This is a genomic window from Corynebacterium sp. 11A (assembly GCF_008930935.1).
In the GTDB taxonomy this organism is placed as follows: domain Bacteria; phylum Actinomycetota; class Actinomycetes; order Mycobacteriales; family Mycobacteriaceae; genus Corynebacterium; species Corynebacterium megadyptis.
Genome location: NZ_PQMR01000001.1, coordinates 39426 through 63536 on the forward strand (window position 1 = coordinate 39426; position 24111 = coordinate 63536).

Genomic DNA, 24111 nt, shown 5'->3' on the forward strand with positions numbered 1-24111 from the left:
CGAGCACTGATCTGCAGCCCATGCGCATCGTCATTCTGGCATCGGGCTCCGGCACCCTCGCCCAGGCCATTATGGACGCCCAGGATGAGGCGTATCGCGTGTGTGGACTGGTGGCGGATTGCGAATGCCAGGCCCTGGAGCGGGCCCGCACCGCTGGAGTGCAGGCAGAGCTCGTGCCCTTTCGTGGCGGTGCGGAGCGACACCACTGGAACCTTGATCTGGCGCAGGCCGTAGCGGCGCTGCAGCCAGATTTTGTTGTTTCAGCGGGCTTTATGCGTATCCTCAGCCCCCAGTTTCTCGAGCGTTTTCCGCGGCGGGTCATTAATACCCATCCCGCGCTGCTGCCCGCATTCCCGGGCGCGCACGCGGTGCGGGATGCGCTGAACTACGGGGTGAAAGTCACCGGATCGACGGTTCATTATGTCGACGAGGGCGTGGACACCGGCGAGATCATCGCGCAACGCCCCGTCACGGTGCACGCCGATGACACGGAAGCCGGCCTGCATGAGCGCATCAAAGTAGTAGAGCGGCAGGCCATCGTTGATGTGCTGCACACTCTGTCCCGCGGCTAGCCTGCGCCGCTACGGCAGGCGCTGCGCACCAGAGACCATTGTTGGCGAAAGACATACTGCGAAAGGTTAGGAACAAGCTCATATGAGCGAGGATCGCAAGACTATTAAGCGCGCATTGATCAGCGTGTATGACAAAACTGGGTTGGAGTCTCTCGCGCGTGATCTGCACGAGGCCGGCGTGGATATTGTCTCCACCGGCTCCACCGCTGCCCGCATTGAGGAGGCCGGGGTACCCGTGACCCCCGTGGAGGCCATTACCGGCTTCCCCGAGTGTCTTGAGGGGCGGGTTAAGACGCTGCACCCGAAGGTGCACGCAGGCATCCTCGCCGACACCCGCAAGGACGATCACCTCTCCCAGCTCGAGGAGCTGGGCGTGGAGGCCTTCCAGCTGGTGGTGGTGAATCTCTACCCCTTCCGCGAGACCGTAGCCTCCGGCGCAGACTTCGACGCCTGCGTGGAGCAGATCGACATCGGCGGTCCCTCCATGGTGCGTGCCGCCGCGAAGAACCACCCCTCGGTAGCCGTGGTCACGTCGCCTGCGCATTACGACGCCATCTCCCAGGCACTCTCCAACGGCGGCTTTAGCCGGGCCGAGCGCACCGAGCTCGCCGCCGAGGCGTTCCGGCACACCGCCGCCTATGACGTGGCCGTGGCCACCTGGATGGGCGAGCAGCTGCACCAGCAGGACGATGCCGACAACACCTTCCCCGCATGGCGCGGCGCCAGCTATACCCTGCAGGAAACCCTGCGCTACGGCGAGAACCCGCACCAGAGCGCAGCACTGTATCTCAACGACGCCGAGCGCGAGGGGCTGGCGCGCGCCACCCAGCTGCACGGCAAGCAGATGAGCTACAACAACTACACCGATGGCGACGCCGCTTGGCGCGCCGCCTGGGACCACGAGCGTCCCTGCGTGGCGATCATCAAGCACGCCAACCCCTGCGGCATCGCGGTATCGGAGGACTCCATTGCGGAGGCACACCGCCGCGCCCACGCCTGCGATCCGATGTCTGCCTTCGGCGGCATCATTGCCGCCAACCGTGCCGTGTCTAAGGAGATGGCAGAGACCGTCTCCGGGATCTTCACCGAGGCGATTATCGCTCCCAGCTATGAGGACGGTGCGGTAGAGATCCTGCAGCAGAAGAAGAATATTCGTATCCTGCTCTGCCCCGCCCCCGAGCAGCAGCAGTATGAGACCCGCGAGATCTCCGGTGGTGTGCTCGTGCAGCAGCGCGATCGCCTCCAGGCTGAGGGCGACACCGCGGCCGGCTGGACCCTCGCTGCCGGTGAGGCCGTGGACGAGGACACCCTAGCCGATCTCGAGTTCGCATGGCGCTCGGTGCGTGCCACCAAGTCCAATGCCATCTTGCTTGCCCACGAGGGCGCTACCGTGGGCGTGGGCATGGGGCAGGTCAATCGCGTGGACGCAGCCAAGCTCGCGGTCGAGCGCGCCAATACTCTGGCAGGGGAGCAGGAGCGTGCCCGCGGTGCCGTGGCCGCCTCCGATGCCTTCTTCCCCTTCGCCGATGGCTTCGAAGTGCTCTCTGCGGCTGGAGTTCGTGCCGTGGTGCAGCCCGGCGGCTCCATCCGCGATGATGAAGTGATCGAGGCCGCCACCAAGGCCGGCGTGACGATGTACTTCACCGGCGCCCGCCACTTCGCGCACTAAACCTGGCGCTGAGAGCGGCTATGGTCGCAGTCGCGGTGCGGCTGCGGGCTGCGGGCCCTGCGAGTAGGACTGTGACAGCTAGACTGATCTGGCATGAGCACTTTCCATCTCGCAGGGCCCGCTTTGCTCTTCGCCCCCGTTAATCGCCCAGAGATCATTCCCAAGGCCGCCGCGCGGGCGGACATGGTGATCCTCGATCTAGAAGATGGTGCTGGGACGGTGGATCGGGCGAGCGCCTACGCCACCATTCGCGAGTCCAATCTCGATCCGGCTCGTACCTTCGTGCGGGTGGTGGGCCCGCAGGATGAGCACCACGAGGATGATCTTCGCTGCGTCGCAGAGACGCCCTACCGTTCGGTAATCATCCCTAAGGTTACGGACCCGCTGCCGGATTCCCCGCTGCTCGACGGACTCGATATTGTGCCGATCATTGAGCTGCCGGAGGCGCTGCTACATACCACCGAGATCGCCCGCGACGAGCGCGTGGTGGGGCTGTATTGGGGCGCCGATGATTTCACCATCGGCCTCGGCGGGGCAAGCTCGCGCCAGCAAGACGATGAGCCCTATCCGGGCCGCTATCGGGCGCCACTGGACTATCTGCGCTCCCATACCCTTATTCACGCCGCTGCAGCGGGCAAGTTCGCCATCGATGCGGTGTATCAAGACTTCACGGATCTCGAGGGGCTCTACACTGAAGCACTCGACTCGGCGCGCATGGGTTTTGCCGCCTATCCCTGTATCCATCCCAGCCAGGTGGACACGGTACGCCGCGCCTTTCAACCGAGTGCGGCACAGCTGGACTGGGCCCGGCGCATCGCAGCGGAAAGCCGCCGGCACCCGGGCGCGTTCTCGCTCGATGGGGAAATGGTCGATACTCCGCTGATCACCCTGGCACATCGGCTCCTCGAGCGCAGCGGCGAGGCTACCACCGAGGGCGCGGACTAGCTGGTCTGCACCTTGGTAATGAGTTCAAGGGCCGTTTCTTCGCGACGCTCCGGCAGCTCGGCGTTGAGCACGGCCAGAGCGGCGTCGGCCAAAATCACCGTCGGCTCGGGCAGGCTATCGATCGCCAACGGGAAGGGGATAGTGCCATCATTGGGGCGCATATCTACCACCGATTGGGCGATATGCCGTGGCAGGAAGGTGCGAGGGTCGTCGGGGCCGACGATCTCCGCAGCGAGGTCTCGGAAAATTTGGGAGAGATCCCCGCGCTGGCGGTGGAACTCCGTGAACTCTTCAGAGGACGCCATCGGCAGCTGATAGAGCTTGCCCACATTCCACCTCGTGGACAGCAAATGCCGCGTCTCGGCGGCCACCTGGGCCCACAAGCGCATCTCGGGAGTGATATCCGAGGCGCCGAGTTCCGCGGCCACCACCATCGACGGTTCCACCGTGGACTTCAGCAGAGTGAGAAAGATATCCGACTTGGAAGGAAAGTGGTAGTACAGGCTCGCCTGGCGCATGCCCACCGCATCCGCGATCTCGTGGGTGGAGGTGGTGGAAAAACCCTTAGTGGTGAACAGCTCGGCGGCGGCGTCGAGGATTTCCTCTCGGGCATTGTTGCCGCGCCGACGATCGCTATTTTTGCGGGGACGTCCTACTGCTCCGGCCATTATTTTCCCTCCTCGACGCTGTGCGCCTGATTATAGCGAGTATCTACGGCCGCAAAGACATCCGATAGTAGTCGGGACGCTGCGCCAAAGGCGGAACGGTCCAGCTGCGGGAGCAGATCCCAGCGCATGACGTGCCCGCCAGCGCGGTCCGCCCAGCGGTGCAGCTGGAGGGTGATCGCCGCCGTCCATGCCTCCCGAGCATAGGCGGCTTCGTGATGGCTGAGCACGCCCGCTACCTCCGCGGCGGCGATGCGGCGATCCGTTTCCGTCACGGTACTGCCGGCGCGCATCGACGCCCACCGGGCCAACTTGGCTAGTGGTACCACCAGCTCAGCGTGCATATCCACGACGCGGTCACGTTTGGGTAGCCCATCGATGACTTCGATCGCCGGCGGGCGCACCTTCGCGGCGTGGCTGAGCAGCGGGGTGCTCAGCTCGGCATCGCTGGCTACCGCGGCGGCGAGTTCGGCGGCCACCCAGGTGCCGGCATCTGCGAAAAGCCCCATGGCTTCGCCATCGCCGCTCTCGACCGATGCGTGGATCCGGCGGATCCATTCCTTCTTATCCGCGGGGGTGAAGCTATCGGGGGTGGCGTGCACGGTAAGACCGGCCGATTCGCAGAAGTGGGCGAGGGCGGCGTCGTCACTGCTCTGCCCCTCGCGGAGCACGCTGAGCCACTGCACCCCCGAGGTGGGCAGGCCATGGCCGCGGCCAAAGGCGCCGGTGACCACGATGGTGGCGCCACCGCAGAGCTGCGACACGGCAGGGGAGTGCAGTACGGCCTGCACCACATCGGAGAACCACCGGGTGAGCGACCACGCATCTACCTTGTCCTCGTGGGAGATAGCGTTGCGCAGCAGAATATGGGATTCCTCGAGGATGTCGCGAGCCATGGCGAGGCTGTGACACTGGGGCGCTTGCTCGAGTAGTTGGCGGAGGGAGGGATGCAGTGAAGTGGGCACAGGTGGGCTTTCTTGTGCGAGGTGGACGGTTAGCAAAAGACTACCAAGCCTGGAGATAAGCAAAAGGCGCATAGCTCCCGAATGTGGGAGATATGCGCCTTGTACTGCTGAAAACTCTTGCCGTGTCACGAATGCCAGCGGCAACAGTGCGCTGTCATCGCGTAAGCGATTAGAGTGCGTCCCAGTCGGCTTAGCGGCTGGTGAACGGCAGGAGGGCCATCTCACGGGCGTTCTTCACAGCGGTAGCGACCTGGCGCTGCTGCTGCGGGGTGAGCCCGGTGACGCGGCGGGAACGGATCTTGCCGCGGTCAGAGATGAAGGTACGAAGAGTGTTGACTTCCTTGTAGTCAACCTTCTCGATACCCAGAGCCTTCAGAGGGTTCTTCTTGGGGCGGCGGGACTGTTCCATCCGCGCCTTCTTAAAATTACGCTTCATTGAAACTCCCTAATTACCAGCTGGACTTACGGACGCCCGGAAGCTCACCACGGTGAGCCATGCCGCGAACGCGGACACGGGACAGGCCGAACTTGCGGAGGTAGCCGCGGGGACGACCATCGTGGGCGTCGCGGTTACGCACGCGGACCGGGGAGGCGTCGCGGGGCTGACGGTTCAGCTCGTACTGCGCATCCAAACGGTCCTCGTCAGAGGTGTTCGGGTTCTTGATGATGGCCTTGAGCTCAGCGCGACGCTCCGCAAAGCGGGCGACGATTTCCTTGCGCTGCTCGTTCTTGGCGATCTTAGACTTCTTAGCCATAGATTATCGCTCCTCGCGGAATTCGACGTGCTTGCGGGCGATCGGATCATACTTCTTCAGCGTGATGCGATCGGGGTTATTGCGCTTGTTCTTCCGAGTCACATAGGTGTAGCCGGTGCCCTCGGTGGACTTCAGCTTGATGATCGGGCGAATGTCATTACGTGCCATAAGTTAGATCTTCTCCCCACGTGCGATGAGACGAGTAACAACGGCGTCGATACCATCGCGGTCGATGATCTTCAGGCCCTTGGTGGACACATTAAGGGTTACGGTACGACCCAAAGAAGGGGCGTAGAAACGACGACGCTGCACGTTGGGGCTCCAACGGCGGTTAGTGCGTCGGTGCGAGTGCGAGACGGACTTGCCGAAACTCGGCTTGCGTCCCGTTACCTGGCAAATAGCCGACATGGGTTTCCTTCTCCTAGCCGCCCACGTCTGACTCTTCTGGAGCCGCTGCTCGCACAAGGCCTTAAAAATAAAAAAGGCATCGGGGCGCGGCTCACAGCCACGTCGACGGGGCGTAAACGAATACTTCGACAACAGCAAGCGATAACAATACATGTTTTCGCGTGAAATCCCTAATCGCTTGCTCATTTGCTGTCGTATCGGCCACTGCTGGGGTGTGTGGGGTGGATGTGGCGCCCAGATGCGGTGTCACAACCCAGGAGGCTCTATATATCTAGAGCCCTGTGCGTGGCTTATCGACGCCACCCTTATCGCCGCCGCACCCTTGGGGCGCCAACGGGGCGTGGAGCTAGTGCGAGGTTGGGGGAGTTTTGCAGGAACAATGCCGGTGTGTAGGATGTTTCGAGTGCCATCGTGCACGCCTATGCGCGCTGCGCGCACTGCATGGGTGGTGGCGATGAGCGAACCGCGCTCAGCAGCACATAGTCATCTTGTCGGTGGCCGTGGCTGCTGCGCAGAACTGCACACCTAAAGAAACCCAACTCAGGCACGACGTGCGCCACGGCTGGCCGCTTATATCTTTTTGAGGACTATGCCGGCGTGATGCGCGCGACCGACCTGAAGTTCAACCCTGAGGGAATCGAAGTTTATGAAGAAGGACATCCACCCTGACTACCACTGGGTAGTTTTCCAGGATGCTGGTACGGGCCACAAGTTCCTGACCCGCTCCACCGCCGGTAGCTCTCGCACCGTCGAGTGGGAGGACGGCAACGAGTACCCGCTTATCGTCGTTGACGTCACCAGCGAGTCTCACCCGTTCTGGACCGGCGCTCAGCGTGTCATGGACACCGCTGGTCGAGTCGAGAAGTTCCAACGTCGTTACGGCAACCGAGTTCGCCGCAACAAGAAGGCCTAAAGGAGGGAATACATCATGGCAGTACCAAAGCGTCGTATGTCGCGTGCCAACACTCGTTCCCGTCGCTCTCAGTGGAAGGCCAACAACGTGGCACTCCAGGAAGTCAAGATCGACGGCCAGACCTACCGCATTCCGAAGCGTCTGGTGAAGGCCGCCAAGCTCGGCCTGGTGGACCTCGAGCAGTTCTAAGCGCGAATAACACCTTGTACCTATCTCCGCTGCGGCGCCTGGTGCCCAGCTGAGACAATCACGAACCCATCGCCTCCCACGGCGGTGGGTTCGTGTGTATCCGCCACCCCGCCCACGGCACTACGCCGCGGAGTAGGGGCGGGGTGGCGCCGTCTGTGGGACGGTGGCGAGGCAGGTCACAGCAAAGCTGTGGGTTCGCTGTCAGCGGCTAAAAAGCTTTCTGTAAAGAGTCTAAAATTGGCGTCATCGTAGGTATGTTTGGCGATACATAGGGCACAATAGAGTTCATGAAAATTCTGGTAGTTGATGACGAACAAGCGGTACGCGAGTCGCTGCGCCGCTCCCTGACGTTCAATGGCTATGAGGTAGTCATGGGCGAGGATGGCCAAGACGCTCTGGACCTCACCGAACAGGAGCAGCCTGATCTGCTGATCTTGGACGTGATGATGCCGCGCGTCGATGGTCTCGAGGTGTGTCGCACCTTGCGCAGCCGCGGCGATGATCGTCCCATTCTGGTGCTCACCGCACGCGATGGTGTCTCGGACCGAGTGGCCGGGCTGGATGCGGGTGCCGATGACTACCTGCCCAAGCCTTTTGCACTCGAGGAGCTGCTGGCCAGGGTGCGTTCCCTGCTGCGCCGCGCCGCCGCCGAGGCCATCGGCCCAGAAACCACCGCCGATTTGGTCTATTCCGACCTACGCCTGAACCCCGAAACCCGCGATGTGTTCCGCGGCCAGCGTCAGATCAGCCTCACTCGCACCGAGTTCGCGCTGCTCGAGCTGCTGCTCTCTAGGGCGACGCATGTGCTCAGCCGTTCCGCGATCTTCGAGGAAGTATGGGGCTATGATTTCCCCACCTCCGGCAACGCTCTCGAGGTGTATATCGGCTATCTGCGTCGCAAGACCGAGGCCGATGGCGAGCCGCGCCTGATTCACACGGTGAGGGGTGTCGGCTACGTGCTGCGTGAGACTGCACCGTGATTCTGCGGCAGTCCACATCAGTGCCCGAGGACGGTGATATCGCCGACTCGGGCACCGATGCTGAAATGGATAGGCGCCTCGGCGGGTGGAATCGCTCCCCGCTGCGGTGGCGTTTGTCTATGGTCGCGGCCTTTATGGTGGCCGTCGCCGTAGGAATCATGACCATCGCCGCCTACTGGACGGTATCGACCGCGATGACGAACTCGGTCGACCGTGAGCTCGAGAGTAAAGCGGGGACCCTGCTGTCGAAGAGTCTCGATCCGGTGTTTGTCTACAACCCCGAAGCCGAGATCCTGCGCTTTAAGAACTACAACCCCTCCATGCGTGTGGCGTATTTCCCGCCAGGCTCGCATTCGGGGGTGGGCGATCAGATTCAGCTTTTCGATGAAATCCGGGTGATTAATGGCGCCCAGCAGCTGAGCCGCCGCAACAATGGCGATGAGCGCGTGGTGGCGGTGCGCAATGACTATGGCGCCACGGTGATTCTGGCCCAAGACCTCGAAAACACCCACCGCATTATCACCAGTCTTGGGCTGATGCTGCTCACCATTGGTGGTGTGGGCGTGCTCATCGCCATTGCCACCGGCATGGTGATTGCTCGCACCGGCCTACGGCCTGTGGGCCGGCTACAGCAGGCCGTGGACTATGTGGCCCGCACAGATGATCTCCGCCCGATCCCCGTGGTCGGCGATGACGAGCTGGCGCAGCTCACCCGCTCCTTCAATGACATGCTGGCGGCCCTGCAGGCTTCCCGCATCCGCCAGGCGGAGTTGGTGGCCGATGCCGGACACGAGCTGAAAACCCCCTTGACCTCGCTGCGCACCAATATCGAGCTGTTGATGATGGTCACCCGCAGCAATGGGGCGGCGATCAGCGAGGAGGACCGCAACGATCTGGAGCGCGATGTGGTGGCCCAGATCGAGGAGATGTCCACCCTCATTGGTGATCTCGTGGATTTGGCCCGCGAGGATGGCCCCCAGCAGGTAGTGGAGCTGGTCGATCTCGCCGAGGTCATGGAGGAGTCGCTGTCCCGCGTGGAGCGGCGCCGCCCAGATGTGGTCTTTGAGATGCAGACCACCGACTGGTTCCTCTATGGTGATCCTTTCGCGCTGGGGCGCGCCACCTTGAACCTGATGGATAATGCGGCCAAGTGGTCGCCCTCCGATGGGGTGGTGCGCATTGCCATGACCCCAGTGCGGGAGGACTTAGTGGAGCTCACCTTCGCGGACTCTGGGCCAGGCATTCCGGTGGAAGATCGCGAGAAGGTATTCCAGCGTTTCTATCGCTCGGTGCAGTCGCGCTCCATGCCCGGCTCTGGGTTGGGGCTGGCTATCGTCAAGCAGGTAATCGAACGCCATGCCGGCACGATCGTCGCCGAGGAATCCGAGAGCGGCGGTGCGCTGATGCGCGTGCAGCTGCCGGGAGAGCCAAGCAATCCGGAAGCCGAGGAGGATGAGATGGAGCCGGCGGAGGGCGACGTCGATAAGCGCGAGAACCCCATAAAGGAATTTCCGAAGCAGGGCTCGCGCGAAGAAATCTTCGGCGCGCTGTGGGAACGCAACCGAGAAAATTAGACGGCGGGCTTCCAAGGAAACTGACAGACAACTGTCAGTAAGCGCGATATTCTTCGCCAGTCATTCCCCACAATCAAGGTGAATAATAAGGATTTATGAACGAAGATAACACCACGCCCCGTCCCTCCGAGTCTCCCTCGTGGGGCCAGCAGAACGGATCAGGCCCCGCCGACTCGGCGCAGACTCACGGCGCCGAGTCCGGCTGGCAGTCTCCGAGTACTAATCCCTATGGCCGCTGGCAGGAACAACCTACCCAGCAATTCGGGCCCGCCGATGGGCCGGCGCCGCAGCAGGCGCAGCCTGGGCAGCCGGAGCAGCACGCAGCCGGCACCCCGTGGGCTGGGCCGCGCGCCGAGCAGCCGCAGAACCCGCAGCCGCACGCCCCGCAACCCGGTGCCCAACAGCCCGGCCCGAACGCGGCGCCGGAGGGTGGATATAGCGATCCCGCCGCGCCGCAGCAGAAACCGAAGCGCCAAGTCGGCTTTGTCACGGCGATGGCCATGATGCTTGTGGGTGCGGTCGCCGCCGGCAGCATCACCGGCCTGGTGGTGGCTAATTCCGGTACGGGCAGCTCGCCGCGCTCGGATCGGGTCAACGCGCTCGCCGAACAGCCCGTGGAGCGCACGGGCACTGCCGCGGAGGGCAGCGTGGAAGACGTCGCCAGCCGGGTGCTGCCGGCCGTGGTATCGATTACCACCGAAACCGCGGAAGGCTCGGGCTCGGTGATCTCCGAAGACGGGCTCATCCTGACCAATAACCACGTGGTGGCCGGCAGCGAGAATTCCCCGATCGTCGTGACGATGCACGATGGCCAGCACTATCAGGCCGACTTCATCGCCGGCGATTCCGATACCGACGTGGCCGTGATTAAGCTGCGCGACGCCCGCGATCTCACCGTGATGACCTTCGGTAACTCCGATGATCTCAAGGTAGGCCAGCAGGTTGTGGCCGTCGGCTCGCCCCTCGGGCTCGAGGCCACGGTGACCAGCGGTATTGTCTCCGCCCTGAACCGCCCGATCCGGGCCGCAGGCAATCGCGCCGGTGAGTCCTCGCTTATCGACGCCATCCAAACGGACGCAGCGATCAACCCCGGCAACTCCGGTGGCCCGCTGGTGGACATGCAGGGCAACCTAGTGGGGATGAACTCGGTGATTGCCACCACCTCCACTGGGGGCGGCAGAAGCGCCGGTTCCATTGGCGTGGGCTTCGCTATTCCTTCCAACCAGACGCGCCGGCTGGCCAACCAGTTGGTGGAGACCGGCAAAGTGACGCAGCCGATTATCGGTGTGCGGGTATCGCGGAGTCCCTCGCCCTATGGCGCCGTGGTGGCCGACGTGGAGCCGAGTGGCCCCGCTGAGGCCGCTGGGGTGAAGGCCGGAGATATTATTTCGCGGGTCGATGATCGCTCCATCGACAGCGCGGATGCGCTGATCACAGCGGTGCGCTCCCAAGAATTCGGGGCGACGATCAAGCTGGAAATTGTCGATGACAATGGCGAGAATCCGCGAATGGTCGAGGTTACGCTGCCGAACGAGTAGATTGATATCCAGCACTCGTAGATTCCGCGATCAGAAAAGGTCGACATGGTTGACGAAAATTTCAACTCCGCAGCCGATCGAGCTGCGCAACGCCTCGCCGACATCGAGGAACCATCGGCAGAATTTCTGCAGGCCTCCGAACGGGAAGAAGTCGCGGGCCGGCACACCGTGCACCACGCCCTCGTGGTGTTGGTGACCGATCACGTCATTGCCAGCGGCAAAGACACCGACCGCCTCGTGACCGAGTTGCTCGAAGAGGGCAACTATGCGGTCGATGCGGTTGTGTCGGTGCGGTCGGATGAATCCGCGATCCGAACCGCAATTGAAACCGCTGTGGTCGGTGGCGCCGATCTGGTGATCACCATCGGCGGTACTGGGGTGGGGCCGCGCGATAAGGCCCCAGAAGCCACCGAGGCGGTGTTGGATCTAAAACTCAACGGGGTCACTCAGGCACTACGCTCCTCTGGGCTGGCCTGCGGAGCCGTGGATGCGTGCGTATCTCGCGGCGTGGCTGGGGTGTCTGGCTCCACTGTTGTGGTCAATATCGCCCCCTCTCGGGCGGCGATTCGCGACGGCATGGCCACGCTCTTGCCGCTGGTGGATCACGTGATCGAGCAGCTACAGAATTGGAGTTTGGAAGACTAGTGGCACAGCCCCCGTCGAGACAATCGCGGCCGCGCCGCCGCACCCGCCGCCTCTCCGATGCAGAGAATATTGACCGCAGCGTGGACTCGATCGAGTTCTATCGCCGCATTAGTGGAGCCGAGAGTGGTCGCGGAGATCGCGACCGCACCGTCGATGTCGACAGTGATGGCGTGGTGGACGAACGTGCTCCCCTGGAGGCAGATGGGCGGTTGAGCGCCGAATTTTGGACACAGAACCGCCCGCCGCATTATGGGGGCTAACGCGTAGCCGCAGTGAAGAACAATCGCCGCCACAGCCGGCACCATGAGGGTGCTTGGCTGTGGCGGCGTCGTGATAGAAGCAGGTGCGCAGAGGCGCAATACTCAAGCGTGTTAGTGCTTCTCCTTTGGGGAAGAGCTCTCCCTTTCGGCGCTACCGTCGAGAGCTGCGGTGGGGGACGAGGCTTGAGCTCTGAGCAAATCGCGGATCTCGCCGAGTAGCTCTGCTTCCACAGAACTGGGAGCTTCCTCATCCTCAGTTACTCCCTTACGGGCGGCTTGCAGAGCTCGGAATCTGTTCATCGGAGCAACGAACAGGAAGTAAACTACGGCTGCCATAATCAGGAAGTTCAGTGCTGCCGTGATGAGTTTGCCCACATTCACTACGGTACCGGGCTTATCGTGGTCGAGCTGGAAGGCAAACCCTTGGACATCGGTGGAACCGAATAACGCCAGCACCGGTTCGATGATGTTGTCAGAGAAGGCAGTAACTAAGGCCGTGAAAGCGGAGCCGATCACGACCGCCACAGCAAGATCGATCACATTACCCCGCAAGATGAAGTCGCGGAAACCCTTGAACATAGAAAGCGTCCTTAAAAAATAAAGAGATGGAGTGGGCGAAAAGCACAGGTGTCAGGAAGCGTCACTGCATGCAGCAAAGGCTATAGACACAAGAACCCTTGGCGAGCGCCAGTTCCTACCGGCGTGCAGTACGTGGTGGGCGCTAGGGGACCGCCTTAAAGTCAAGGTTGTACTTTAGCCCAGTTTCCCATCCATACGTTAAGTGGCCGGTTTTCCGCTACGGGTGGATATGAAGGCTCCGTGTGTTCCTCCTCTGCTAGGGAATCCCTGTGTTCTTTCGGGCGCGGGCTCCGGTGACCACGACAGTGAGGGGGCCGTGGAGTGCCGCAGCCGCCACCGCGTGCGCCTCTGGTTGGGAAAGCACCACTAGGATGGTGCCCGGCTGTGCGTCCGTATCCACTGGGGGTTGGGTCAGCGCCACCCGAGCGTGCTCTGCGATGGTCACCGTCTCCTCGCGATTATCGGCCCACGTGAGAATACTGATGCTATCGCCGTGCTGGAGCAAGCCGGCCACGGCGGGATCGGCCACGGTGATCGGAACCATCGTGGCATCGGGGATAGTCGGTGAGCCCGTGGCGAGCTGTGCTGTGAGCTCGGGGCCGAGCACCCGCGCCGGGTGCAGGATCTCCCCCGTGCGGAGTGCCGAGGCCGCCACAAGGCCGCTGACATCCTCCACCGCGGCATAGGCGCCCTCCGGGCGCAGCCGATCGGGCACAGAGATCACTATGAGATCGGCAGAGGCGATCTCCTCACCGGCGGCCACATCGCGGCTGAGTACCACCGCGGCGGGGTCGCTGCTGCGCAGAGGCGCCAGCGCAGATACGGCAGCCACCACGAGGCAAAGACCGGCGATACACCAGCGCAGCAGGCGGCCGCGATGATAGCTCGGGGTGTGGAGGGCTTGAGTAAAAGAACGTAATCGAGAATCAAGAGAGGAGCTCATATCTCCAATAGACGCAGCAGCGCTAGCACTAGGTTCCCCATTCTCGCCGCAGGTGAGCTAGCAGCGCGCTATTCCACGCTGCGGATCGCCGAGGGCGTGATGATGATGTCCACGGGCGCGTCATGGTCCTCGGTAGGCAGCTGCGGCAGCAGATTATCGTCGAAAAGCAGCACAGCGGCGAGGGGGTGAAGCGCCGCGCGGGTGGCCAGCGCGCGATCGTAGTAGCCGCCCCCTTTGCCTAAACGACACCCCTGCGGGGTAGCCGCCAGAGCGGGCACGAGCATGACGTCGAGCTCGCTCAATATACTGCTCGGATGGCGCGGGCCGGTGGGCTCCGGGATGGAATAGGGGCCGGTGCGGGTGTGCTCGAAACCACGAAACTCCGCCCAGCTCAGTTGTCCTTGCGGCTCGGAAATGGGCAGATAGAGCTGCTCGAGGCACGAGGCGAGAACTGGGACGAGCGCGTCGCCGCCTGGCTCGGTGGCCAGCGGCACATAGGCGGCAGCGCGTCGGGCACCAATGGACATCATGAGATTGGACACATGGGTGCACAGGGCTTCATTGGCTGCCTCGCGTGCGACAGTGCTCAGCGCGCGGCGTCGAGCGATCATCTCGCGGCGGATACGGGATTTCTCTGGGGCATGCTCGGTGGGGGAGGACTCTGCGCTCATAGCCCCAGCATAGGCACGCGGAGAGTCAAAGCATGGAAGTGAGGACAGAGGTAGGTAGTCTTAAAAGTTATGACCGTGCCAATCGAGAATCACGAACACTCTGTTAAGACTGTGGTTGTGCCGGCTGCGGGTTTAGGCACCCGCTTCCTGCCCGCAACCAAACGCGTCCCTAAGGAACTCCTGCCGGTAGTGGACACCCCCGGTATCGAGTTAATCGCTGAAGAGGCCTCCCAGCTGGGCGCTTCTCGATTGGCTATTATCACCGCGCCACAAAAATCCGATGTGCTCGCCCATTTCGAGCCCTATCCCGAATTGGTGAGCACGCTGCGCGAACGCGGCAAAATGGATCAACTGCGCAAGGTGGAGCGTGCGGAAACCCTGATCGACGCCGTGCCTGTGGAACAGGATCAACCCCTGGGATTGGGGCATGCAGTGGGCTTGGCGGAGTCCGTCCTCGATGATGACGAAGACGTGGTGGCCGTAATGCTGCCCGACGACATCGTGATGCCCATGGGCGTGATGGCGGACATGGCGAAGGTCCGCGCGGACAAGGGCGGTTCGGTTCTGTGCGCGTTCGAGGTGCCGCACGATGAAGTGTCGAACTATGGTGTCTTCGACGTCGAGGAGTGCGGCGAAGGCAGTGTGCGCAAGGTAGTGGGCATGGTGGAAAAGCCCGATGCTGATGAAGCACCGTCGAACTTCGTGGCCACGGGCCGCTATTTGCTGGATCGTTCGATTTTTGATGCGTTGCGCCGCATTCCCCCAGGAAAGGGCGGGGAGTTGCAGCTCACCGATGCCATCGAGCTGCTTATTGAGCAAGGCCACCCCGTGCACATCGTGATTCACGAAGGCAAGCGCCATGATCTGGGTAACCCAGGCGGATTTATCCGAGCCTGCGTGGATTTTGGTCTCGACCACCCCGAGTACGGTCCTGGTCTCAAGCGCGCCATTAAAGAGATGCTTGCGGAGCGGGAATCTAAGAAACGACGCGGCTAGAATAATTCTTTACACAGCACGGGGCCGATAAGCCCTGCCGCGCTGGCCGTACACGCGATACCGAAGGAGTTAGTGAGCTTGTGAGATCGGTTGAGAAACAGCTCGAGCTAATAACCACGCTTGCGGCCACCCCGGAACCGGTGCGGATCGCTATCGCGGAAGCCCTCGGCATGATGTGCGCCGAAGAAATCAAGGCCACCAAGCCGCTTCCGGGCTTCCCGCAGGCCGCTATTGATGGCTATGCGGTGCGGGCCGTGGACGTTGGCGGCGAGCGCGGGCTATCCCGACGCCCCTCACGCGGCGGCGAGGACGTGCCGGAGCTCGCGCCTGAGCCCGTGGCGGAAACATCCATGCCCGTGGTTGGCGAGGTTCCCGCCGGCTCCCAGCGTCCGCTGCGCCTCCAGCCCAAACAAGCAGTGCGCGTGCACACGGGCGCACCCCTGCCTACGCTTGCCGACGCCGTGCTCCCGTTGGAGTGGTCCGATCGTGGATCGAAGCGCGTGGTGGCCACCCGCCCGGTGCGCTCGGGCGAATTTGTGCGCGGCGTGGGCCAAGACATCCAGCCCGGAGACGTGGCCGTCGCCCCCGGGGTGACTCTCGCCCCCGCTCAGATCGGTTTGTTGGCGGCGGTGGGACGCTCCAAGGTGCTGGTCTACCCGCGGCCGCGGGTATCGGTGATCTCCGTTGGCGCGGAGCTCGTTGATATCGACCGTGAACCGGGGCTAGGACAGGTCTATGACATCAACTCCTATGCCCTCGCCGCCGCAGTAAAGGAAGCGGGAGCCGAGGTGCATCGCGTGGGTATCGCCGCGGGTGAACCACGCCGCTTACGGGAGATTATTGAAGGCCAAACGCTGCGCTCGGAGTTGATTGTGATCTCTGGCGCTGTCGGCGGAGCCAGTTCTCGCACTATCCAGGATGTACTGCGAGAGCTCGGCGATATCGACACCACTCGAGTGGCCATGCACCCAGGTTCCGTGCAGGGTTTTGGTGTTCTCGGCGAGGAGCGCACGCCGGTATTTTTAACTCCCTCGAACCCAGTGAGCTCGCTGGTGATTTTCGAGACCTTCATCCGCCCGTGGATTCGCCGCAGCCTCGGGAAAACCAGTACGCAGCGTCGTTTTGTGCGGGCGCGAGCCCTCAACCACGTGGATTCCCGTCCAGGCCGTCGCGGCTTCGTGCGGGCGCGGCTGATGCGCGATGCTCAGACTCAGGACTATCTCGTGGAAGGCCTCGCCGGCGCTGGGGGTGCCCCAGCGCACCTGCTGGCAGGGTTGAGTGAAGCGAACGCCATTATTCGTATTCCGGAAGACGTCACCGAGATCCGCCCCGGAGATATTGTGGACGTGATCTTCCTCGCCCAAGGCCGCTAGGACATAAGCATCATTACTCCACGGCAGCTCAGTTTTCGATCTCAAAGAGCACACGATCTCTATGTTCGGTTTGTTCACGCGCGTTCGACATAGCGTGCGGGCGCACGTGGCGCCCAGTGGCTGTGAGCCGCGGGCGACAATCGCCGTTCGCCTACCTGGAGGCGAGCAGGTGCGTCTTCGTCCCGTGGCCTACAGCGATGGTCCACACTGGCGTGCTTTGCGCATCAAAGACCGCGAGTTTCTTGAGCCGGTTGAGCCAACGGTCGAGGGCACATGGGAGCAGGCGCACTCCGCTCGCGCGTGGAAGGACACCTTCCGCATATTGGAAGAGGCCGGCATGAACGGTGAAATCGTGCCCATGGTGATCGAACTCGATGGACGCTTCGTGGGGCAGATGACTCTCGGCAATATTCAACGGGGCGCGCTGAGCGAGTGCTGGATTGGCTATTGGGTAGATAGCGACTACACCGGACGAGGAATCGCCACCGTGGCCTGTGCACTCGGAGTGGACTACGCCTTCGGCCACCTGCAGTTGAATAGGGTGACCGCCACCTACCTTCCCCACAATCCCGCCTCTGCTGCCGTGCTCGAGCATTGTGGTTTTAGCGAGGAAGGATATCTGCGCGAGGCATTGCATATCAACGGTCGTTGGCAGGACCATTGGCTCGTGGCAATCCTGCGCAAGGACTATGCGGTGCCGGCGATAGAGCGTCTACGACGCCTCCACCGGGTGCTCTAAACAGTGCAGGCACGGAATAAATAATGAGCTGACTCGGCGTGGCTGTCTCAGCCGCAATAGCATTCACAACTAGTGTTAAGTACCGACAAGAGTGGGATCCCCTCTCCGCGCGCCGGTGATGTCTGTGTGCGCTCTGTGTGCACTCGAATCGTTGTGTGGTGCACCGATGATTCCCACGCTTATTCTCAGCTAGGAAGGTCCTCAAACAGTGTCAGGTACAGTCGCGATCGCCGTCATGGTGGTGGTGTGGCTTTTCGTTCTTGCACCTCTTGCACTCCGAGGTCAAAAGCCGATCCGTCGCACCAATAAGGCCTTCGATGAAACCCGCGTGGTCTACGAGGGTGGCTCCGGCGAGCTGCCTCGCGCCACCAGACCCCGCTGGTCGCGTCGCGATATCCGTCCCGAAACCCCGCAGCCCGCTGTGGAGGCAGAGGAAATTGATCCCGAAGACATCCTGATTGATGACTCTCCCCGTCGCACCACCGTGACCGCAGAGCCCGTGGTGGATGAAGTCGATGGCGACGTGGTTCGAGAGCTGGAGCCAGCACGGAACACCCAGGCGGATGCAGCGGTGGATGAGGACACCTCCGACGAGGACACTTCCGATGCGGAGCTGACCGCCAACGACGAGGACGAGCAGGCACTAAGCGTCGACACCGTAGCAGCAAAGGCCCCTGCCGCCGAGGACTCCGTCTCCGAGGAGTCCGCTGTGGAGGCTGAGACGGATGAGGTCGAGGAGGACACTCCTGTGGCCGAAGACGCCTATGAGTTCGACAGCTCCTATACCGGCCCCTCCGATCTGCTACACCCAGCAGCTCACTATGAGGACGCAGACGAGGTGTCGGAGGCCGAAGCGCCTGCCGATGACACCGTTGAGCACGAGGTAGAAGCCACTGATGAGGATCGTGAGTTTGCTGCTTCTCGACGCGGCCGCGGCTGGTACGACCCCGAAGCCGACGCCAATCTCGCCCACGCCCGCTACCAGCGCCGCCAGCGCACCACGATCGGCCTAGGCGTGGCAGTCCTTTTGGGCGTTGTGCTCGGCGTCGTTGCTGGGGGCTGGGCCTGGCTGTGGAGCGTCGCTGCAGTGCTCTTGACTGTGCTCTACCTTTCTGCCCTGCGTAAACAAGTACGTGCCGAACAACAACTCCGCCAGCACCGACTGCGCCATCTGCGCCGCGCCCGCCTTGGCGTTCGCACGGACCGGGACGAAGAGATGGGTGTGCCCGAGCGCCTGCGCCATCCCGGCGCTGTTGTCCTCGACATGGACGATGAGAGCCCTGACTTCGAATACCTCGACACCAGGGATGTCAGCGCCGATTTCTACTACGATTACTACGATGAGTACGAAACGGCCTACAATGGCGGTCAGCCGCGTCGCGTAAGTTAGAGTATGTTTGCTCTCACCCTGCTGTGACGCAGTCTGGGGCCATAGCTCAGTTGGTAGAGCGTCGCGTTCGCAATGCGAAGGTCGGGAGTTCGATTCTCCTTGGCTCCACAGAGTACATTTCCCCTAGTGGTTATCCACTAGGGGTTTTGTTGTGTTCACGCTGATTGAGGGCGTTTTTCGTGGCATACAGGGGAAGGTCATATATGGGCGTGAGAGAAAGAGCAGAAGGCAGTGCGTTCCACGATCCACACCTAAGCAGAACCATATTCCTCCGAAGCAGCACACCACTGATCTGAATCCTCGTCATTTTTGGATCTCTAGAATTGACGATTGTGAGCCAACGGCCGGTCTGCTCGATATCGTGGGAGGTGACCTAGAGCAATGGCAATAGATCTACGACAGGCAACGAGGATTGCCCAAGGCTTAATCCCTCGTGGACATGAGCTCAAAGATCGAGTGCTGCATGGTGAGGGCCGCTTCGTATTCTTCGATGCCAATGTCGACAATGGCGAGGAGACTGACAGCATGCCGCTATCTATTGGTGATTTTCCCGTAGTCATTGTATGGGAGACTGATGGGTCAACTATGAGCGGGAGTGCGGCACCAACGTGCATTCCGCGAAGTTACGCGGAGCTGAACCTTAGTGGCCGTGTGGAACGGACTGAAGAGGACGTCGCTAGTGAACTCGCTGCGGAGCGCGAAGCAGAGGATCGTGCGTGGGCTGAGTATCAGAGCTCACGAGAGCACGGCGCTCATTAATACCGATCTCGCACGTATAGCGAAGAAGGAGCCACAGGGGGTGAGAGTCCCCACCGCCCCACGTGCATGCTGGGGCCACGTGGTACTCATTGAGCGAGCACCTCGGCACTGCTAGAGAGCTAGGTTGATATTTGAGGTTTCTGCTGGTGAGCTGACCACGTGGCGGCGACCGCCGGCATGTGCAGGCTTGAGCGCAGGGGCAGAGTGATTCGTGGGGAAGGTAGCGCTGATGGATTTTCCGAAGTTTGATGATCAGAAAAGCGTGTACGACTACGTAATGTCGGCGGGCCCTCAGCTATCTCCAGAGGATATGGCTCGGGTTCAAGAAGAGGCCGATGACGGTGATTACACCTTCGCCGTGCAACTCTACATGCTTATGGCAAAAGATTACGGCATGGACGACTATATCCCCTATACCGTGCGGGAAAACCTTCAGCTTTTCAGAGGAGACTACGGTTTTCCCACGCTTGCTCAGTTGTTGTCTGTTGATCCGGACACCATGACGGTGTGCTAGTCCATCGCTCTTGTACGCCATCTCCTTTTTGGGCGTGGTGGCGTTGGCTTCCTATGTGGGTGAAGCTGGGCTTGATTCCACCTGCGGCTAAGAGTCCCGCAGTGCTTGGTTGTGGATCGATCGCCGGTAGGGTGGAGGCACACTGATCGCCGCCTCCCCGGGGCTAGGAATTACAGTTCTGCCGGCCACGCGACCGAGAACATCCGGGAAGATGTCGGTTATTGAGCATGCGCATCCAGTTCAGCTATCCGTTCACAGTGGCGCCAACAACGACGATTGTGCACCGCGTTGATACAGAGATATCTGGCGAGTGGCCGCACAAGGCGCTGGAATGACACCCGAGAAGGCGTCAGCTGGGGGAGCCCACGGTTATGCATACTGAATGGGGGCTCTTAGGGTACGCTTATTTGGCTCATGGGCCGTGTGTTTGTCCCCGCATGAGGCGGAGAAGGTCACCCGGTGTGTGAGTGTGAGCGGGCTTTTGCCACGTGAGCGGGGTGCGAGTTGAGAAAAGTTTAATGGCACGGGTGTGCTTGATGGGGTAGGCAGAGCTGGTTGCGATGCGGGTGCGTCTAAGATCACAGAAATTTTATTTTCAGCCTTCTATCAGGTGCTTTAGTTCCGATCCTGCCGGGTGTTCATCCTTTGTTCATCTTTGGTTCTTGAGGCCGTTATGTCGGTTGTTTCTACTCTGTGCAGATCCTCGTCCATGCTCAACACGGAGATATGTGAACTACATGCAGACCAAGAGTCGTGAACATACCGCTACGGAAGCTTCCGAAGCGGTGCAGAGCGATGCCGCTATCCCGCGCAGTCCTCTCTCCTTCATTCCGCTGAAGGGGGCCGCAGCCAATGCCCGCGACTGGATTGGCGTGGTCCTCGGTATTTACGTGCTGATCACGGCCGTGAAGGTCATCGGTTCCGGTTTTAAAATTGCCACCGGTGATCAGGCGGAGGCCCTGTTCTCCTTCGCCTCTAACCCGCTTGTGGCCCTGATGATTGGTCTTTTGGCCACTGCCTTGACTCAATCTTCGTCCACCACCACCTCCATCGTGGTTGGTCTTGTGGCCGGCGGATTGCCCATGGCAGTGGCTATTCCCATGCTGATGGGTGCGAATCTCGGAACCACCATGACCAATACCTTGGTCAGCTTGGGTATGGCGCGAGATAAGGATGCTTTCCGACGCGCCTTCGCCGCAGCCACCGTGCATGATTTCTTCAACCTGATGGCCGTGCTCATTCTGCTTCCGCTTGAACTGATGTTCGGTGTGTTGGAGAAGAGCTCCAATTGGATGGCTACCCACACTGATGGTTCGGATGGCGGTATCGTTGCCGCAGTCTTCAGTGGTATCGGTTCCTTCGTCAAGACCATCACGACCCCGCTCGCGGACCTGTTCAAGAGTGGTGTTGGTGCTCTCGGCTTGAACGATGTGTGGACTGGCGGTCTGCTCATTGTGCTCGGTGTTGTGTTGATCCTCGCCGTGATTAACAACATCGGTAAGCTGCTCAAGGTACTCATGGTGGGTAAGGCCAAGGATGTGCTGCACAACGCCATCGGACGTGGCCCCATCACCGGTATTTTCTCCGGTGCGCTCATGACGATCATGGTGCAGTCCTCCTCCACCACCACCTCTCTGGCAGTGCCGCTGGCTGGCTCCGGCACCTTCACGCTGCGACAGATTTACCCCTTTACTATCGGCGCCAATATCGGAACCACCATCACCGCGCTGATTGCCGCCTTCGGCTTCACTGGCGCGGAGGGCACCCTGGCTATGCAGGCCGCCTTCGTGCACTTGCTGTTCAATGTGTTCGCCACCCTGATTATCTTCGGCCTTCCCTTCCTGCGCGGGCTTCCTCCGCGCGGAGCGGAAACGCTGGCACGGGTCTCCGCAGAACGCAAGATTTGGGCCGTGCTGTGGACCGTGGGCGTGTTCATCGTGGTCCCCCTCTTGCTGATCTTGGCCACTAATCTCTTCTAGGGAGCTGATTCATGTCCGAACATAGCGCGCCTGATCTTGAGTCAAGGCTCAAAGCCAAGCTCGTCGAAGCGGAAAAATATGCAGCAAGTATCCGCGAGGACATCGCTGCTCTTGTGAAGAAATCTGATGATCCTGACGATGTTGCGGAACGGAAGATGCAACATGAAGCAGTCAATCATCTCGATGAGTACGCGCAGCAGACGCACGTGCACTGGCGCACCGTGCTGCAGTTTTTGGAAGAAGCCATTGCAGAGTTGCGCGCTGGCCACGAGGGGCAGGACGCGGAGCTAGCGTCAGATGACCACGAGGCGGCGTCGACAAGCGTCGAGAGCGGCGCTGTGAGCAGCACAGCGGAGAAGGCACCATCGGTGCAGTCTGTGCCTCGCGCCGATACTGATAACGTTGCCCCCGACGATACGCACGAGCCCTGATACCTGAGGGAAACCCCAAGCGATGGACGAGCGCTTGGGGTTTGGCCGTTCAGGGGCCGGTGTAGGCGCGAGGACACGAACACCTATAGCGGAGACGAATAACACGATCGAGTGTGTGGTCCTTAGTGTCTCGGCATGAGGACTGCTCATCAGGCACCGAGGGAGTATCCTTGGTTGCACCCCACTTTTCCCAGTGAATAAAAACATCAAAGCAGGAACGAAACTGTGTAATAAGGGTTCGCGCTGGCACCACGCGCCGCGCAGGCCTTCATTGCAGTGAGAGGTCACCTGCTCGGTGGCTGTGAGGAAGACGGATCCATGAGTGAACGAAGTGATACCGAACTGGAAGCTCGACTGGAAGTCAAACTTGCCGAGGCTGAGGAATATGTAAGCCGTTTACGCAAGGAATTGGCGGAATTGCGCTCACGCAAGGCCCAAGCTCAGGCAGAGCGCGCCATAGTTGAGGCCGCCGAAGAAGAACTACGCGAGGCCGATCAGCATGCTGCTACTGATGAGCTCGACAAGTACATGCAGCGCACCGCCGTACAGTGGCGTTCCGTGCTGGAATTCCTAGAAGACTCGATCGCGGAACTGCGACGTGATCGCGAGCGATCCAGCGAATCCAGCGAGGAGCCGCGGGTGTCCGCCGAAGACGCTTTGCTCAACACGTTGCCGCCAAAGCCGTCCAATGGGGAGACTGACTAGTCTGACTCGTGGCTGCTAGGTGAGGGTGGGGACAGCTCGCCACACCTCGGCCGTGCATCTTTGGCATGCTGGAGGCATGGACTCGTACGGAGACGATGTATTCATCAAAAGACCTAACGAGCACGGGGCGGCCCTCGCTGAAGCCGCTGGGCTGAGGTGGCTCAAAGAAGGCGCGCCCGCCGCGATCGTGGAGGTGCTCGATGCCTCAGAAACAGCCATCGTGACTGCCCGAGTCACCGAGGTGCGCCCCACCGCAGAGGCGGCGTATGAGGCGGGCCGGCAGATCGCGTTCATGCACCGCGCTGGAGCAGCAGCGCATGGTGCACCACCCGCCCCAGGTGGCGAGGCGTTTCGGGGACAGAATTTCATCGGCACGAAACCCCAAGACTGCACGCCCTGTGAGCGGTGGGGCAGCTTCTACACTCAGCAGCGCGTACTGCCCTTTGCCGAGACCGCGCGGCAGCAGGGAACTCTCTCTGAGCAGGACTATCGCGACGTGCTCGTCGCCTGCCAGCGCATTGAGGCGAGTGACTATAATCCGCCGGTGGCTCGGATCCATGGTGATCTCTGGGCTGGTAATCTGCTTTTCTCTGCAGAGGGTCCCATCCTTATCGATCCCGCCGCACATGGTGGCGCCGCACTGACTGATATAGCCATGTTGGCGCTATTCGGTGCCCCCTTCTTCGATCAGATTGTGCAGGGCTACCAGAGCATCTCCGCGCTCGAGGAGAACTGGCGGGAGCTCATCCCGCTGCACCAGATGCACCCGCTCGCCGTTCACGCAGCCACCCACGGTCCGTCCTATGGCCGCGAGCTGGGCGAGGCGGCACGCTCAGTGATGTCGCTATGGAACTAAAGCGGATGCGCCCTATGTCCTCGCCGCGAGGGCACTGCGGCGCGCTGTGATCGCGCGGCTTTATTGAGACGGTCGTGGCCGCGCTGGGGTGTTAGTCT

28 protein-coding genes and 1 tRNA gene are annotated in these 24111 nt (G+C 61.4%); 20 read left to right on the forward strand and 9 right to left on the reverse strand.

The window, feature by feature from the left end; all coding sequences use genetic code 11:
• Window positions 1–20 precede the first annotated feature (20 nt).
• The 3 genes from purN (at window position 21) to GBB18_RS00165 (ending at window position 3186) form a co-directional block, all read left to right on the forward strand.
• Window positions 21–572 (forward strand): phosphoribosylglycinamide formyltransferase, encoded by a 552-nt coding sequence (gene purN / locus GBB18_RS00155; protein ID WP_151640640.1) that lies wholly within the window; start codon window positions 21–23, stop codon window positions 570–572.
• Window positions 573–654: 82 nt separating this feature from the next.
• Window positions 655–2241: a bifunctional phosphoribosylaminoimidazolecarboxamide formyltransferase/IMP cyclohydrolase gene (gene purH / locus GBB18_RS00160; RefSeq protein ID WP_151548956.1), complete on the forward strand. Its 1587-nt coding sequence runs from the start codon at window positions 655–657 to the stop codon at window positions 2239–2241.
• A 93-nt stretch (window positions 2242–2334) separates the two neighbouring features.
• Window positions 2335–3186, forward strand: coding sequence for a CoA ester lyase (locus GBB18_RS00165; RefSeq protein WP_151640352.1), 852 nt, complete (start codon window positions 2335–2337; stop codon window positions 3184–3186).
• On the opposite strand, the gene GBB18_RS00170 is transcribed toward GBB18_RS00165, so the two are convergent.
• The 6 genes from GBB18_RS00170 to rpmB all read right to left on the reverse strand — a co-directional run bounded on the left by GBB18_RS00170 (window position 3183) and on the right by rpmB (window position 5979).
• Window positions 3183–3854, reverse strand: coding sequence for a TetR/AcrR family transcriptional regulator (locus GBB18_RS00170; protein WP_151548954.1), 672 nt, complete (start codon window positions 3852–3854; stop codon window positions 3183–3185). The genes GBB18_RS00165 and GBB18_RS00170 overlap by 4 nt on opposite strands.
• Window positions 3854–4816, reverse strand: a complete 963-nt coding sequence (locus GBB18_RS00175; RefSeq protein ID WP_192795848.1) for a putative nucleotidyltransferase substrate binding domain-containing protein — start codon at window positions 4814–4816, stop codon at window positions 3854–3856. Before GBB18_RS00175 ends, GBB18_RS00170 begins: the two co-directional genes overlap by 1 nt.
• A 190-nt stretch (window positions 4817–5006) precedes the next feature.
• Window positions 5007–5252, reverse strand: coding sequence for a 30S ribosomal protein S18 (gene rpsR / locus GBB18_RS00180; RefSeq protein ID WP_026161376.1), 246 nt, complete (start codon window positions 5250–5252; stop codon window positions 5007–5009).
• A 13-nt stretch (window positions 5253–5265) separates the two neighbouring features.
• Window positions 5266–5571, reverse strand: a complete 306-nt coding sequence (gene rpsN, locus GBB18_RS00185; RefSeq protein WP_151530042.1) for a 30S ribosomal protein S14 — start codon at window positions 5569–5571, stop codon at window positions 5266–5268.
• Window positions 5572–5574: 3 nt separating this feature from the next.
• Window positions 5575–5739 (reverse strand): 50S ribosomal protein L33, encoded by a 165-nt coding sequence (rpmG, locus tag GBB18_RS00190; protein WP_151530043.1) that lies wholly within the window; start codon window positions 5737–5739, stop codon window positions 5575–5577.
• A gap of 3 nt (window positions 5740–5742) precedes the next feature.
• Window positions 5743–5979, reverse strand: coding sequence for a 50S ribosomal protein L28 (gene rpmB / locus GBB18_RS00195; RefSeq protein WP_151530044.1), 237 nt, complete (start codon window positions 5977–5979; stop codon window positions 5743–5745).
• A gap of 646 nt (window positions 5980–6625) precedes the next feature.
• On the opposite strand from rpmB, the gene GBB18_RS00200 reads away from it, so the two are divergent.
• The 7 genes from GBB18_RS00200 to GBB18_RS00230 all read left to right on the forward strand — a co-directional run bounded on the left by GBB18_RS00200 (window position 6626) and on the right by GBB18_RS00230 (window position 12078).
• Window positions 6626–6892 carry a type B 50S ribosomal protein L31 gene (locus tag GBB18_RS00200; protein ID WP_018019288.1) on the forward strand — a complete coding sequence of 89 codons (267 nt, stop codon included), beginning with the start codon at window positions 6626–6628 and terminating at the stop codon, window positions 6890–6892.
• Window positions 6893–6907: 15 nt separating this feature from the next.
• A complete protein-coding gene (rpmF, locus tag GBB18_RS00205) occupies window positions 6908–7081 on the forward strand; it encodes a 50S ribosomal protein L32 (RefSeq protein WP_151530045.1) in 174 nt (57 codons plus the stop codon).
• A 287-nt stretch (window positions 7082–7368) separates the two neighbouring features.
• Window positions 7369–8061: a response regulator transcription factor gene (locus tag GBB18_RS00210; protein WP_151548952.1), complete on the forward strand. Its 693-nt coding sequence runs from the start codon at window positions 7369–7371 to the stop codon at window positions 8059–8061.
• Entirely contained in the window at window positions 8058–9635 is a 1578-nt protein-coding gene (locus tag GBB18_RS00215; protein ID WP_225979106.1) for a HAMP domain-containing sensor histidine kinase, read from the forward strand. The genes GBB18_RS00210 and GBB18_RS00215 overlap by 4 nt, the downstream gene beginning before the upstream one ends.
• A 95-nt stretch (window positions 9636–9730) precedes the next feature.
• Window positions 9731–11173 (forward strand): trypsin-like peptidase domain-containing protein, encoded by a 1443-nt coding sequence (locus GBB18_RS00220; protein ID WP_151640353.1) that lies wholly within the window; start codon window positions 9731–9733, stop codon window positions 11171–11173.
• Between the two features lie 45 nt (window positions 11174–11218).
• Window positions 11219–11818 (forward strand): molybdenum cofactor biosynthesis protein B, encoded by a 600-nt coding sequence (locus GBB18_RS00225; RefSeq protein WP_151640354.1) that lies wholly within the window; start codon window positions 11219–11221, stop codon window positions 11816–11818.
• Complete coding sequence (locus GBB18_RS00230; RefSeq protein ID WP_151640355.1) at window positions 11818–12078, forward strand: hypothetical protein; 261 nt, start codon at window positions 11818–11820, stop codon at window positions 12076–12078. The genes GBB18_RS00225 and GBB18_RS00230 overlap by 1 nt, the downstream gene beginning before the upstream one ends.
• 111 nt (window positions 12079–12189) lie before the next feature.
• Here the strand turns inward: GBB18_RS00230 and mscL are convergent, their stop codons facing one another.
• From mscL to GBB18_RS00245, 3 genes are all read right to left on the reverse strand, one after another.
• Window positions 12190–12657 (reverse strand): large conductance mechanosensitive channel protein MscL, encoded by a 468-nt coding sequence (gene mscL / locus GBB18_RS00235; protein ID WP_151640356.1) that lies wholly within the window; start codon window positions 12655–12657, stop codon window positions 12190–12192.
• Window positions 12658–12913: 256 nt separating this feature from the next.
• The gene (locus GBB18_RS00240) at window positions 12914–13600 is read right to left on the reverse strand and encodes an SAF domain-containing protein (RefSeq protein ID WP_151640357.1); all 687 of its coding nucleotides are present in this window, start codon (window positions 13598–13600) and stop codon (window positions 12914–12916) included.
• 68 nt (window positions 13601–13668) lie between these two features.
• Entirely contained in the window at window positions 13669–14271 is a 603-nt protein-coding gene (locus GBB18_RS00245; protein ID WP_151548946.1) for a 5-formyltetrahydrofolate cyclo-ligase, read from the reverse strand.
• A gap of 69 nt (window positions 14272–14340) precedes the next feature.
• Here GBB18_RS00245 and GBB18_RS00250 point away from each other — a divergent pair, with 69 nt between their 5' ends.
• The 10 genes from GBB18_RS00250 to GBB18_RS00295 all read left to right on the forward strand — a co-directional run bounded on the left by GBB18_RS00250 (window position 14341) and on the right by GBB18_RS00295 (window position 24013).
• Entirely contained in the window at window positions 14341–15267 is a 927-nt protein-coding gene (locus GBB18_RS00250) for a UTP--glucose-1-phosphate uridylyltransferase (RefSeq protein WP_151548945.1), read from the forward strand.
• An 80-nt stretch (window positions 15268–15347) separates the two neighbouring features.
• Window positions 15348–16640, forward strand: a complete 1293-nt coding sequence (gene glp / locus GBB18_RS00255; RefSeq protein WP_151548944.1) for a gephyrin-like molybdotransferase Glp — start codon at window positions 15348–15350, stop codon at window positions 16638–16640.
• 169 nt (window positions 16641–16809) lie between these two features.
• Window positions 16810–17379 (forward strand): GNAT family N-acetyltransferase, encoded by a 570-nt coding sequence (locus GBB18_RS00260; protein WP_225990196.1) that lies wholly within the window; start codon window positions 16810–16812, stop codon window positions 17377–17379.
• A gap of 208 nt (window positions 17380–17587) precedes the next feature.
• Window positions 17588–18769 (forward strand): gephyrin-like molybdotransferase receptor GlpR, encoded by a 1182-nt coding sequence (gene glpR / locus GBB18_RS00265; RefSeq protein ID WP_151640358.1) that lies wholly within the window; start codon window positions 17588–17590, stop codon window positions 18767–18769.
• A gap of 35 nt (window positions 18770–18804) precedes the next feature.
• A tRNA-Ala gene (locus GBB18_RS00270) sits at window positions 18805–18877 on the forward strand.
• Window positions 18878–19757: 880 nt separating this feature from the next.
• Window positions 19758–20042 carry a hypothetical protein gene (locus GBB18_RS00275; RefSeq protein ID WP_151548942.1) on the forward strand — a complete coding sequence of 95 codons (285 nt, stop codon included), beginning with the start codon at window positions 19758–19760 and terminating at the stop codon, window positions 20040–20042.
• 737 nt (window positions 20043–20779) lie between these two features.
• Window positions 20780–22021, forward strand: a complete 1242-nt coding sequence (locus tag GBB18_RS00280; RefSeq protein ID WP_225990197.1) for a Na/Pi symporter — start codon at window positions 20780–20782, stop codon at window positions 22019–22021.
• Window positions 22022–22032: 11 nt separating this feature from the next.
• Window positions 22033–22452 (forward strand): hypothetical protein, encoded by a 420-nt coding sequence (locus GBB18_RS00285; protein ID WP_151640360.1) that lies wholly within the window; start codon window positions 22033–22035, stop codon window positions 22450–22452.
• A 318-nt stretch (window positions 22453–22770) separates the two neighbouring features.
• A complete protein-coding gene (locus GBB18_RS00290; RefSeq protein WP_151548939.1) occupies window positions 22771–23157 on the forward strand; it encodes a hypothetical protein in 387 nt (128 codons plus the stop codon).
• A gap of 76 nt (window positions 23158–23233) precedes the next feature.
• Window positions 23234–24013: a fructosamine kinase family protein gene (locus tag GBB18_RS00295; protein ID WP_151548938.1), complete on the forward strand. Its 780-nt coding sequence runs from the start codon at window positions 23234–23236 to the stop codon at window positions 24011–24013.
• Window positions 24014–24111: the final 98 nt, after the last annotated feature.

Bases quoted from the DNA above. Each gene is read 5' to 3' on its own strand.
- purN (WP_151640640.1), top strand. From the start codon at position 21: ATGCGCATCGTCATTCTGGCATCGGGCTCCGGCACCCTCGCCCAGGCC.
- purH (WP_151548956.1), top strand. From the start codon at position 655: ATGAGCGAGGATCGCAAGACTATTAAGCGCGCATTGATCAGCGTGTAT.
- GBB18_RS00165 (WP_151640352.1), top strand. From the start codon at position 2,335: ATGAGCACTTTCCATCTCGCAGGGCCCGCTTTGCTCTTCGCCCCCGTT.
- GBB18_RS00170 (WP_151548954.1), bottom strand. From the start codon at position 3,854: ATGGCCGGAGCAGTAGGACGTCCCCGCAAAAATAGCGATCGTCGGCGC.
- rpsR (WP_026161376.1), bottom strand. From the start codon at position 5,252: ATGAAGCGTAATTTTAAGAAGGCGCGGATGGAACAGTCCCGCCGCCCC.
- rpsN (WP_151530042.1), bottom strand. From the start codon at position 5,571: ATGGCTAAGAAGTCTAAGATCGCCAAGAACGAGCAGCGCAAGGAAATC.
- rpmG (WP_151530043.1), bottom strand. From the start codon at position 5,739: ATGGCACGTAATGACATTCGCCCGATCATCAAGCTGAAGTCCACCGAG.
- rpmB (WP_151530044.1), bottom strand. From the start codon at position 5,979: ATGTCGGCTATTTGCCAGGTAACGGGACGCAAGCCGAGTTTCGGCAAG.
- GBB18_RS00200 (WP_018019288.1), top strand. From the start codon at position 6,626: ATGAAGAAGGACATCCACCCTGACTACCACTGGGTAGTTTTCCAGGAT.
- rpmF (WP_151530045.1), top strand. From the start codon at position 6,908: ATGGCAGTACCAAAGCGTCGTATGTCGCGTGCCAACACTCGTTCCCGT.
- GBB18_RS00210 (WP_151548952.1), top strand. From the start codon at position 7,369: ATGAAAATTCTGGTAGTTGATGACGAACAAGCGGTACGCGAGTCGCTG.
- GBB18_RS00220 (WP_151640353.1), top strand. From the start codon at position 9,731: ATGAACGAAGATAACACCACGCCCCGTCCCTCCGAGTCTCCCTCGTGG.
- GBB18_RS00225 (WP_151640354.1), top strand. From the start codon at position 11,219: ATGGTTGACGAAAATTTCAACTCCGCAGCCGATCGAGCTGCGCAACGC.
- mscL (WP_151640356.1), bottom strand. From the start codon at position 12,657: ATGTTCAAGGGTTTCCGCGACTTCATCTTGCGGGGTAATGTGATCGAT.
- GBB18_RS00240 (WP_151640357.1), bottom strand. From the start codon at position 13,600: ATGAGCTCCTCTCTTGATTCTCGATTACGTTCTTTTACTCAAGCCCTC.
- GBB18_RS00245 (WP_151548946.1), bottom strand. From the start codon at position 14,271: ATGAGCGCAGAGTCCTCCCCCACCGAGCATGCCCCAGAGAAATCCCGT.
- GBB18_RS00250 (WP_151548945.1), top strand. From the start codon at position 14,341: ATGACCGTGCCAATCGAGAATCACGAACACTCTGTTAAGACTGTGGTT.
- GBB18_RS00275 (WP_151548942.1), top strand. From the start codon at position 19,758: ATGGATTTTCCGAAGTTTGATGATCAGAAAAGCGTGTACGACTACGTA.
- GBB18_RS00280 (WP_225990197.1), top strand. From the start codon at position 20,780: ATGCAGACCAAGAGTCGTGAACATACCGCTACGGAAGCTTCCGAAGCG.
- GBB18_RS00285 (WP_151640360.1), top strand. From the start codon at position 22,033: ATGTCCGAACATAGCGCGCCTGATCTTGAGTCAAGGCTCAAAGCCAAG.
- GBB18_RS00290 (WP_151548939.1), top strand. From the start codon at position 22,771: ATGAGTGAACGAAGTGATACCGAACTGGAAGCTCGACTGGAAGTCAAA.
- GBB18_RS00295 (WP_151548938.1), top strand. From the start codon at position 23,234: ATGGACTCGTACGGAGACGATGTATTCATCAAAAGACCTAACGAGCAC.